This is a genomic window from Meiothermus luteus, from assembly GCF_003574085.1.
Lineage (GTDB): Bacteria > Deinococcota > Deinococci > Deinococcales > Thermaceae > Meiothermus > Meiothermus luteus.
Map to the genome: position 1 here is coordinate 1 of NZ_QWKZ01000104.1, position 9,240 is coordinate 9,240.

Below are 9,240 nucleotides of genomic sequence, written 5' to 3' on the forward strand. Positions count from 1 at the left end.
CAAGAAACCCCCGGGCATCCTCCCCCAGCAGGGCATCCACCAAGGCCAGAAGGCCCATAACCCCTCCCAAGGCCAGGTAGACCGTGCCGGTTATGTAGGTGGCCACCGGGATAGGGTTGGCCGCCTTGGCCTTAGCGAACCTGGGCCAGGACCTCATGGGCTACCTGTCGATCGGTAAGAACCAGTAGTTTGTCGCCGCCCGTTGCGGCCAGCATCGGGGAGCGCAGGTAGACCCGGGTACCCCGCTCGAGGGCTACCGCCACCGCGCCCTTGGGCAAGGGCAGCTTGTCAAAAGGGGTTTCGCGAAAATCGGGGGGCAGTTCAAACTCCAAAAGCTCTACCTGGTCCTCAATGAGGGCCAGATGGTCCACGTTGTCTGGAGCAATCCAGTCCACCACCTCCCGCACCGCAGCCGCGCGGGGGGTCAGGGGAATATCAATGCCCACATGCTCAAACAAGCGGCGGTTTTCGCCCCGGTTGACCCGGGTAATCACCTTGGGCACCCCCACCTGTTTGGCCAGCAGCGAAACCAAAAGGTTCTTTTCATCGTTTTCGGTCACCGCCACCATCACATCCACATGGTCCAGGCCCTCCGACTCCAGAAGCTCTAGGTCGGTGCCGTCCCCCTCCAGCACTAGGGCCCCGGGAAGGTGCTCGGCCAGCCAGGCGCAACGCTCAGGGTTGTGGTCTATGATGGTGACCTCGAGCCGGTGCTTCAAAAGCTCCTGGGCCACCATGTAGCCCACGCTTCCGCCCCCCACCACCATCACCCGCCGCACCCGCTCGCGGGGAGCAAAACAGGCCTGAATAGCGTCAAAACCCTGGGGTGTGGTCATAAAAAAGATGCGGTCCTCGGGCTCAACCACCAGCCCATCAAACTCCGGGTCGGTTGCGGCAATAAACTTTCCCTGCCGCATAATCCCAGCCAAAAAGCTGCCTTCGGGCCAGTCCAGAAGGCCCAGCGCCTTGCCCACGTAAGGCCCTCCCTCCCGCACCTGGTACTCCACAAAGCGCAGCCGCCCCCCAGCCAAGAGCTCGGTATCCACAGCCCCCGGAATCCGGATGACCTCCACAATCTCCTTGGCCAAGGAACGCTGAGGCCAGAAGACCTGGTCTATGCGGGTGCCTAGAATCTCCACCGTGCGCGGGTCGGTCAGGATGTCCACGTAGGACTGCTTGCCCACAAAACACAGCACCTCTTTGGCCCCAAGCCCTTTGGCCAACATACAGGCAATCAGGTTGACCTCGTCCCAATTGGTGGTGGCGATAAAGGTGTCGCAGAGGTCCACCTTGGCCTCCCGAAGCACCTCGGGATCGGTTACGTTGCCAATCACCACTTGGGCGTCCAACCCGCCCAGCCGCTCCTTGGCCTCAGGGTTGGTGTCCACCACCACCAGGTCGTGTTGGGTGTGGAGGGCTTTAGCAATCTGGGAGCCAATCTCACCGCCACCAGCAATCACAATGTACATAGGCCATCCCACCCCAAGAGGACCGCCGAGAGGGACAGGCCCTCTCGAGGCCGACTCCACAAGCTATGGAGAACCGCCAGACCGCCTGTGACAAGATTCATAGCCTTGCCGCCAACAGCTTACACCCTGCTGGCCCCCACGATCATCGGTACAGCGGGCTTCCAGGGGACCCGGCCCACCATCTGGCCGAAGAGGTCGTAGGCCCCCGCCCGGGTCACCTGGACCCGGATGATGTCCCCTATCTTGGCAGTCCCATCGGTTTCCACGTACACCTGGTTGTCAATCCCCGGCGCATCGTAGCGGGTGCGGCCCACCACCTGGCCCGGAAGTTCGCCGTAGTCGTCCACGATGACCTCCAAGGTCTGCCCCACCCTGGCCCGGTTTTTCTCCAGGCTAATCCGCTGTTGCAGGGCCATTAGACGGCCCCTGCGCTCCTCTTTAACCTCCTCGGGCACCGCCCCTGGCAGGGCGTTGGCCTCAGCCCCCTCCACTTCGGAGTAAGTGAAGCAGCCCACCCGGTCAAGCCGGGCCTCCCGCAAAAAGTCCAGCAGGAGCGAGAAGTCCTCCTCGGTTTCGCCCGGAAAGCCTACGATGAAGCTCGAGCGAATGGCCAGGTCGGGGGCTATGGCCCGCCACTCGGCTATGGTCCTGAGGTGGTCCTCAACCCCCCCTGGGCGGCGCATGGCCTTGAGGATTCTGGGGGAGGCGTGTTGCAGGGGAACATCCAGGTAGGGCAACAATCGCCCTTCGGCCATCAGCGCAACCAGCTCGCGCACGTGGGGGTAGGGGTAGACATAGTGAAGCCGCAACCAGGCCCCAAACTGGGAAAGCTCCTGCACCAGGTCAACCAGGTGGGCCCGCACCGGCCGTCCAGCGTACACCGAGGGGCGGTGGCGCAGGTCCACCCCATAGGCCGAGGTGTCCTGGGCAATGACCAAGAGTTCCTTGGTGCCGGTGGCCACCAAGCGGGCCGCCTCGGCTAGGATTTCGGCCGCTTCCCGGCTCCTCTGGGACCCCCGCAGCTTGGGGATGATGCAGAAGCTGCAGCGATGGTTGCAACCCTCGGCGATTTTCAAGTAGGCGTAGTGGCGTGGGGTGAGCTTGACCTGGGGGGGAACCAGGGCGGTGTAGGGGCTAGGGTCGGGTGGAACCACCTGATGCACCGCCGCGATGACCCTCTCAATCTCCCCAGGGCCGGTAACCTCCAGCACCTGGGGATGGGCCTGCCGAATCACCTCCGGGCGGGCCCCCAAGCAGCCCGTGACAATTACCCGACCGTTCTCGGCCAAGGCCTCCCCAATGGCCGAAAGCGACTCCTCCACAGCCGGGGTGATGAAGCCGCAGGTGTTGACCACCACCACATCGGCTTCCTGATAGGTGGGCACGGTCTCGTACCCCTCGGCCCTAAGGCGGGAGATTATCTGCTCCGAGTCCACCAGGGCCTTAGGGCAGCCCAGACTGACAAAACCGACCTTGCCTGCCATTGCCTCTCCCGCGCGCCAAGGGCGCAGCAACATCGCCGAGTATAGCAGGCTTTTCCGCTTTGGCTAAAGGAAGTCCCCCAGAATGGTCTCCACCTGGTCGGTCTCTATGAGGAAGGCATCGTGCCCGTGCGGGCTCTTAATCTCCCGGTACTGACCCCCAGCCAAAAGGGCCGCCTCCCGCACCTCGGCGGCGGTGTAAAGCAGGTCGGTATCAATGCCCACGAACAGACTCGGAATTCCGCGAAGCCGACGCAACGCGGCCTCCACCCCGCCCCGACCCCGGCCCACATCGTGGGTATCCATGGCCTCCGAAAGCACCAGGTAGGCGTTGGCGTCAAAGCGCCGGGCGAACTTCTCCCCTTGGTACAGCACATAGCTCTCCCCTCGCTCGGGGTGGGCCTGCCAGCGCAGCCGGAAAGAGGCCGGGGAGCGGAAGGAAAGCATGGCGATGGCCCGGCCAAGCTGCAGGCCAAGAGGCTGCTCGGTGTAGTAGCCGTTCCGGTAGGCAGGGTCGGTCCGCACCGCCTCGCGGGAGAGGCGGTTGAAGGCTCGAGCCCACGGGCCGTGCACCGCCGGGGCGGCCAGGACCACCAGCTTGTTGACCCGCTCGGGGAACATCAGGGCGAACTCCAGCGCCACCATCCCCCCTAAGCTCCCCCCAAGCAGGCTCACCCGCTCAATCCCCAAAAAGTCCAGCAGCCGGGCCTGGGCCTTGGCCAGGTCGCGCACGGTAAGCTTAGGAAAATCCGGTCCATAAGGACGCCCGGTCGCTGGGTTGATGGAAAGGGGGCCAGTAGAGCCATAGCAGCTACCGATGTGGTTGGCGCAGAGGACGAAGTACTTATCTGTGTCCAGCATCCGCCCCGGCCCCGCCAGTTCGTCCCACCAGCCCTCCGGCCCGAAGGCCTGGTCCAGCTCCGGGAGGCGCTTTAGGGTCTCTGGGGTGTAGGTTCCAGCCAGGTGGGCCGAGCCCGTCCAGGCGTGAAACACCAGCACCGCATTGCTGCGGGAAGGGTTCAGGCTGCCATAGGTCTCGTAGCGCAGCACCACCTCGGGCAGAACCCCCCCATACTCCAGGCGAAACTGGGTGTCCACCCGGGCCTCCGCGGGCATCGGCGGCGGCACCCGTCCTCGGCTCTTGGGCGGCTTGATGAGCAGGGCCTCATGGTCGCCCCAGGCTTCCTGGATGAGGTCGGTCATGCACCCCCTCCCCAGCTGAGGCCTTATCCGGCCACAACCTTGTCCTGCATGGCCTGCTTGAGGTCGTCCTGGATGTCCTCCAGGGCTTCCAGCCCCACGCTGAGGCGCACCAGCTCGGGGCTTACCCCGGCCCGAAGCTGCTCCTCAGCAGAGAGCTGGGAGTGGGTGGTGGAGGCCGGGTGGATGGCCAGGGTACGGGTATCCCCCACGTTGGCCAGATGGGAAACAAGCTGCAGGCGGTTGATGAAGCGCTTGGCGGCCTCGTAGCCCCCCTTGAGCCCAAAGGTCAGCACCGAACCGGGCCGGCCCCCAAAGTACTTCTGGGCCTTGGCGTAGCTCGGATGGTCGTCCAGACCGGGGTAGTTGACCCAGGCCACCTCGGGCCGCTCGCGCAGCCAGTGGGCCAGAGCCAGGGTGTTTGCCACGTGGCGCTCTGAGCGAAGGGAGAGGGTCTCTATCCCCAAAAGCAGCAAGAAGGCTTCAAAAGGCCCCAGGCACTGCCCCTGGTCCCGCAGGCCGTCTATGCGGGCCTTCACGATAAAGGCCAGGGGGCCCACCGCCTCGGGAAGCCGCAGGCCGTGGTAGCCCGGCTGGGGCTCGGAGATGAGGGGGTAGCGGCCGTTGTCCCAGTTGAAGTTGCCCCCGTCCACGATGAGCCCTGCGATGGCCGCTCCATGCCCGCCAATCCACTTGGTGCCGGAGTGGGTCACCACGTTGGCCCCCCACTCAATCGGCCGGAAGAGGTAGCCCCCGTGGCCAAAGGTGTTGTCCACGATGAGGGCAATCCCCCGCTCTTGGGCTGCCGCCGCAATGGCCTCAAAGTCGGGGATGTTCAAGGCGGGGTTGCCCAGCGACTCTAGGTACCAAAACCGGGTCTTCTCGTCGCTCAGGCGGATGAAATCGTCCACGCTTTCGGCGCTATCGGTAAAGCGACTCTCAATCCCCAGGCGAGGCAGGGTGACCTTGAACTGGTTCACGCTGCCGCCGTAGAGGTTGGGGGTAGATACGAAGTTGTCCCCGGCTTGGGCAATGGTGGTCACGGCCAAAAACTGCGCGGCGTGGCCCGAGCTGGTGGCCAGGGCCGCCACCCCACCCTCCAGGGCCGCGATGCGCTTTTCCAGCACGTCCGTGGTGGGGTTCATGATGCGCGTGTAGATATTGCCCGGCTCAGCCAAGGCGAAAAGCCGGGCGGCGTGGTCGGCATCCTTGAACTGATAGGAGGTGGTGGCGTAGATGGGCACCTGGCGCGCACCGGTGGTGGGATCGGGGCTATAGCCGGCGTGAAGCTGAAGCGTCTCGAAGCGCAGCTTTTCGGACATGTGGCCTCCTACCGCGGGGGCTTGGACACTTGGGGGTAGGAGAAAACCCCCAACCAGACGTTCTTTTACTGGAAGGGGGATGCGCTTGCGAGGTTCCCCTTCTCTTATCTTCCTCGAGCCGCCCGCTATGCCTAGCGTTGAGCCCCGTGTGCCTACAGGGCTCAGCGGCCGAGCCGGAATTAGCACCCTGCAAAAAGCTGCTGGCAATGGTCAGGAGCTTTTTGTGGGTTGCTGCGGCTTCATTGGGCCGGTTCCCTCCACCGCTCTGGATAAAAGAACGGTCGCTTTTTGGCCGCGCCCCGGCGCGGATAAGTGAGAGTCTAGGCGGATAGCCCCTTTCTGTCAACACCCCGCTTCCCGCCGCAAAAGCCAGAGTACCGCCCGGCGCAAAAGGCCCAGGTAGGCCTCGGGGGTAGGGGTCGGCCCCTCGAGGAGGCTACGGACACCCCGGTAAGGCTCGGGGAGCTCAAGCCAGCGGGTATGCCTCCCAGGCAGCAGCAAAACCCCTGGCGCGATAGGCGCCACCCCCGCCTCGAGGGCCGCGTCAATCCAGCCGGCCACCTCAGCCAGGGCCACCGACTGGAGGAAAAAGGGCTCCACTGGCTCGCTGGCCCAACCCAGGGCCTGGGCCAGCCTTACGTACTCCCCCCAGGTGTCCACATCGGTGAACCAAGGCCCCCGGCCCCACTCCAAAAGGACCACCCGCTCCCTCCAAACCCGCAAAAGCGCCCTGGCCCCCTGGTCCCCCCCCAGACGGGCCACCTCGGGGAACAGCCCGGCCCCAATGAACACCGGGGGACGGGGCTCCCCACCCTCGCTGGGGGCCACCGCCAGGCTTAAGGGCGGCCGGCCCTCCACTGCCCGCCTGAGTTCCCAAAGCCGCCCCTCCTCCAAAGCGGGCATATCGGCCAGGAAGACCAAGGCCCCCTCCGAGGCCCCCAGCGCCTCCACCCCACACCTCAGCGAGCTGCTCTGCCCGGTGGTGTAGGCCGGATTTTCAACCACCCAGACCCGTCCCGCCGCAGGGTGGCGGGCCAGCCACGCCTCTAAAGCGCAATGGGCCAGCTCCGCCGCGTGGCCCAGCACCACCACCACCCGCCCCTCGGCCACCTTCAGGGCCTGGCCCAGCACCCGCGTCAGGAGCACCTCTTTCGGTCCGGCAGGCAGCAGGAACTTCGGGGCCCCGAACCTCGAGGCCCGCCCGGCCGAGAGCACCAAAGCGTCCAGCCCCACAGGCCCATGCTACATGGCGGGCATTGTGCCCAGGAATGGACTCCCAAGGACGCCCGATGGCTTGTTAGACTACGGGCAGCCATGAAGCTCGAGTACAGCGGACAGGAAAAAGTGCAGGCCGAGGCGGACAAGGTGTGGCGGTTCATCCAGGACCCCCAGAAGGTAGCCTCCTGCCTGCCCGACCTAAAGTCGGTGGAGATAAAAGACGAGAAAAACATGGTGGCCACGGTAGGGGTGGCGGTCGGCCCGGTGCGGGGCACCTTCAAGTTCAACATTGAGCTCGAGCCGCGGCCCGAGGAGAACAAGGTGCTGGTGCGCCTACGGGGCGGCGGACTAGGCAGCGTGGTGGACCTGACCGCCAGCGCCGTCGTCACTGACCAAGGCGACCAGACCACCCTGCTGGACTGGCAGGGCCAGGCCACCGTAAGCGGCCCCGCAGCCTCCTTGGGTGGACGGGTGCTGGACGCCCAGGCCAAAAAGCTGATTCAGACCGTGTTCGCCAACATGAGCCAGCGAATGAGCGAGGCTTGAACCCCGGCTATTCCCACTCAATGGTGGCCGGGGGTTTGCTGGTGATGTCGTAGACCACCCGGCCTATCTCGGGCACCTGGCGGGTAATCCGGCGGGCCACCTCGTCCAAAAACTCCAAGGGCAGCCTGGCCCAGTCGGCGGTCATAAAGTCCACCGTGGTCACCGCCCGCAGGGCCAGCACATACCCGTAGCTTCGCTCATCCCCGACCACCCCTACGCTCTGCAACGGAGTGAGGATGGCCGCGGCCTGGGAAACCTGGTCGTACAGGTTCCATTCGCGCAGGGCGGAGATAAAAATATCGTCGGCCCGACGCAGAACCTCCAGCCTTTCTGGGGTTACCTCGCCTAGAATGCGGATGGCCAGACCCGGACCTGGAAAAGGGTGCCGGCGGCGAATGGGCTCGGGCAGCCCCAAAAGAAGGGCCAGCTCCCGGACCTCATCCTTGAAGAGGTAGCGAAAGGGTTCTAGAAGCTCAAACCGGAGGTCGGGGGGCAGGCCCCCCACGTTGTGGTGGCTCTTGATGTTGGCGCTACCCGCTCCACCCCCCGCCGACTCAATGACGTCGGGGTAAAGGGTCCCCTGGGCCAGCCAGCGGCAGCCTTGGGCCTCCAGGGCCCGGGCCTCCCGCTCAAAGACCCGGACGAACTCCCGGCCCACCACCTTGCGCTTTTGTTCAGGATCAACAACTCCCTTGAGGGCCCCCAGAAACTGCTCCGAGGCCTCCACCACCCTCAGGGCCGGCCCTAAAGGCCGCAAAGCCTGCTCCACCTCCTGCCGCTCCCCCAGCCGAAGCAGGCCATGGTCCACGAAGACCGCGGTGAGCTGGTCCCCGATGGCCCGGTGAAGGAGCAAGGCCAAGGTGGAGGAGTCCACGCCCCCCGAGACCGCCAGCAAAACCCGCTCCCGACCCACCTTGGCGCGAATCTCAGCGGTTAGGGTTTCCAGGGTGTGCTCAGGGGTCCAGTCCCGCCTAACCCCAGCCAGCTCCAAGAAGTTTTCCAACAACTGCATTCCCTTGGGGCTGTGGGCCACCTCGGGGTGAAACTGCACCCCAAAGGTGCAGCCGTCGGGGGCAGCGATGGCCGCGATGGGGTTCTCCTCGGTACGGGCCACCACCCGCCACCCTGGAGGGAGAAGCGTAACCGCGTCGGAGTGGGACATCCAGACCTGCACTTCCCCCTCTATGCCGGCGAAAAGCGGGCCCTGGCAGGAGGTGAGCAGGGCCTTGCCGTACTCCCGTCGCCCGCCCCGCTCCACCCGGCCGCCGAAGTGTTGGGCCAGGTACTGCATCCCGTAGCAGATGCCCAACACCGGCCAACCCTGCTCCAGCACCCCTGGGGCCGGTCTAGGGCTAGCGGGGTCAAAGACCGAGGCCGGGCCACCAGAGAGAATCAGGGCCTCCGGTCTTTCGGCCTGAATCCGCTCCAGGCTCGCGGTGCCCGGTAGAATCACCGAGTAGGCCCGCAGCTCGCGGATGCGCCGGGCGATGAGCCTTGTGTACTGCGAACCGAAGTCAAGGATGACCACACTCATGCCCGCAGCATAAAGCCCTAGGCGGCTTCGGCCAAGCGCATTTCATCGCAGGTGGATGCTCACCCCACCGGGGCTGGGCACCTCTATCAGCGACTCCACCGGAACTCGGCCCGGCACGCGGACCCGAATTCGGTAAACGCCCGGCCGGTCAAAGACCACCACCCCAGGCACCTCCGCAAGCTCCACGCCCACCGGCATCTGGGAGCCCTCGGGGGCCTCCAGCACGGCCACGCTGGCCCTGGGTCCAGGCGGCTCGAGCCGGAACTCCACCGGGTAAAGGGTAGGCCGGGCAGGGTCAGGGGCACGCCCGCGCCACCAAAGGCCCAGCCCGCCCAGCAGCAAGACCAGCGGAAGAAGCCACAGCCAGCGAAGCCGCTGGCGCGCCGGAGGCTCTACAACCTCAAAGGGGGGCTCCGTGCGCTCCTCAATGCGGATGCGGCGAGGAGGCGTGGTCTGGGGCGGGGGCGGTG

Annotated in this window: 7 protein-coding genes, 1 pseudogene and 1 riboswitch; of the genes and pseudogenes, 1 reads left to right on the top strand and 7 read right to left on the bottom strand. The window is 65.4% G+C overall.

The genetic code is table 11. From position 1 onward, the window contains the following. Positions 1–131: 131 nt before the first annotated feature. The 5 genes from trkA to Mlute_RS12625 form a co-directional block, all read right to left on the bottom strand. The gene (trkA, locus tag Mlute_RS12605; protein ID WP_119360969.1) at positions 132–1,469 is read right to left on the bottom strand and encodes a Trk system potassium transporter TrkA; all 1,338 of its coding nucleotides are present in this window, start codon (positions 1,467–1,469) and stop codon (positions 132–134) included. A 119-nt stretch (positions 1,470–1,588) separates the two neighbouring features. Further along, the gene (gene rimO, locus Mlute_RS12610; protein WP_119360973.1) at positions 1,589–2,953 is read right to left on the bottom strand and encodes a 30S ribosomal protein S12 methylthiotransferase RimO; all 1,365 of its coding nucleotides are present in this window, start codon (positions 2,951–2,953) and stop codon (positions 1,589–1,591) included. A gap of 63 nt (positions 2,954–3,016) precedes the next feature. Next, positions 3,017–4,153, bottom strand: a complete 1,137-nt coding sequence (metX, locus tag Mlute_RS12615) for a homoserine O-acetyltransferase MetX (RefSeq protein WP_119360970.1) — start codon at positions 4,151–4,153, stop codon at positions 3,017–3,019. 23 nt (positions 4,154–4,176) lie between these two features. Continuing rightward, entirely contained in the window at positions 4,177–5,460 is a 1,284-nt protein-coding gene (locus Mlute_RS12620; protein WP_119360974.1) for an O-acetylhomoserine aminocarboxypropyltransferase/cysteine synthase family protein, read from the bottom strand. 161 nt (positions 5,461–5,621) lie between these two features. Further along, positions 5,622–5,748, bottom strand: a riboswitch (SAM riboswitch). A gap of 66 nt (positions 5,749–5,814) precedes the next feature. Beyond that, positions 5,815–6,705: a nucleotidyltransferase family protein gene (locus Mlute_RS12625; protein WP_245958971.1), complete on the bottom strand. Its 891-nt coding sequence runs from the start codon at positions 6,703–6,705 to the stop codon at positions 5,815–5,817. A gap of 81 nt (positions 6,706–6,786) precedes the next feature. Between Mlute_RS12625 and Mlute_RS12630 the strand changes: the two genes are divergently transcribed. Beyond that, entirely contained in the window at positions 6,787–7,236 is a 450-nt protein-coding gene (locus Mlute_RS12630) for an SRPBCC family protein (RefSeq protein ID WP_119360971.1), read from the top strand. Between the two features lie 7 nt (positions 7,237–7,243). On the opposite strand, the gene guaA is transcribed toward Mlute_RS12630, so the two are convergent. Then, positions 7,244–8,770: a glutamine-hydrolyzing GMP synthase gene (gene guaA, locus Mlute_RS12635; protein ID WP_119360972.1), complete on the bottom strand. Its 1,527-nt coding sequence runs from the start codon at positions 8,768–8,770 to the stop codon at positions 7,244–7,246. Positions 8,771–8,812: 42 nt separating this feature from the next. Continuing rightward, positions 8,813–9,240 (bottom strand): annotated as a pseudogene (locus Mlute_RS12640) (hypothetical protein); the annotation flags it as partial.

Excerpts from the sequence above, each read along its gene's own strand:
- trkA (WP_119360969.1), bottom strand. The coding sequence starts at position 1,469 with ATGTACATTGTGATTGCTGGTGGCGGTGAGATTGGCTCCCAGATTGCT.
- rimO (WP_119360973.1), bottom strand. The coding sequence starts at position 2,953 with ATGGCAGGCAAGGTCGGTTTTGTCAGTCTGGGCTGCCCTAAGGCCCTG.
- metX (WP_119360970.1), bottom strand. The coding sequence starts at position 4,153 with ATGACCGACCTCATCCAGGAAGCCTGGGGCGACCATGAGGCCCTGCTC.
- Mlute_RS12630 (WP_119360971.1), top strand. The coding sequence starts at position 6,787 with ATGAAGCTCGAGTACAGCGGACAGGAAAAAGTGCAGGCCGAGGCGGAC.
- guaA (WP_119360972.1), bottom strand. The coding sequence starts at position 8,770 with ATGAGTGTGGTCATCCTTGACTTCGGTTCGCAGTACACAAGGCTCATC.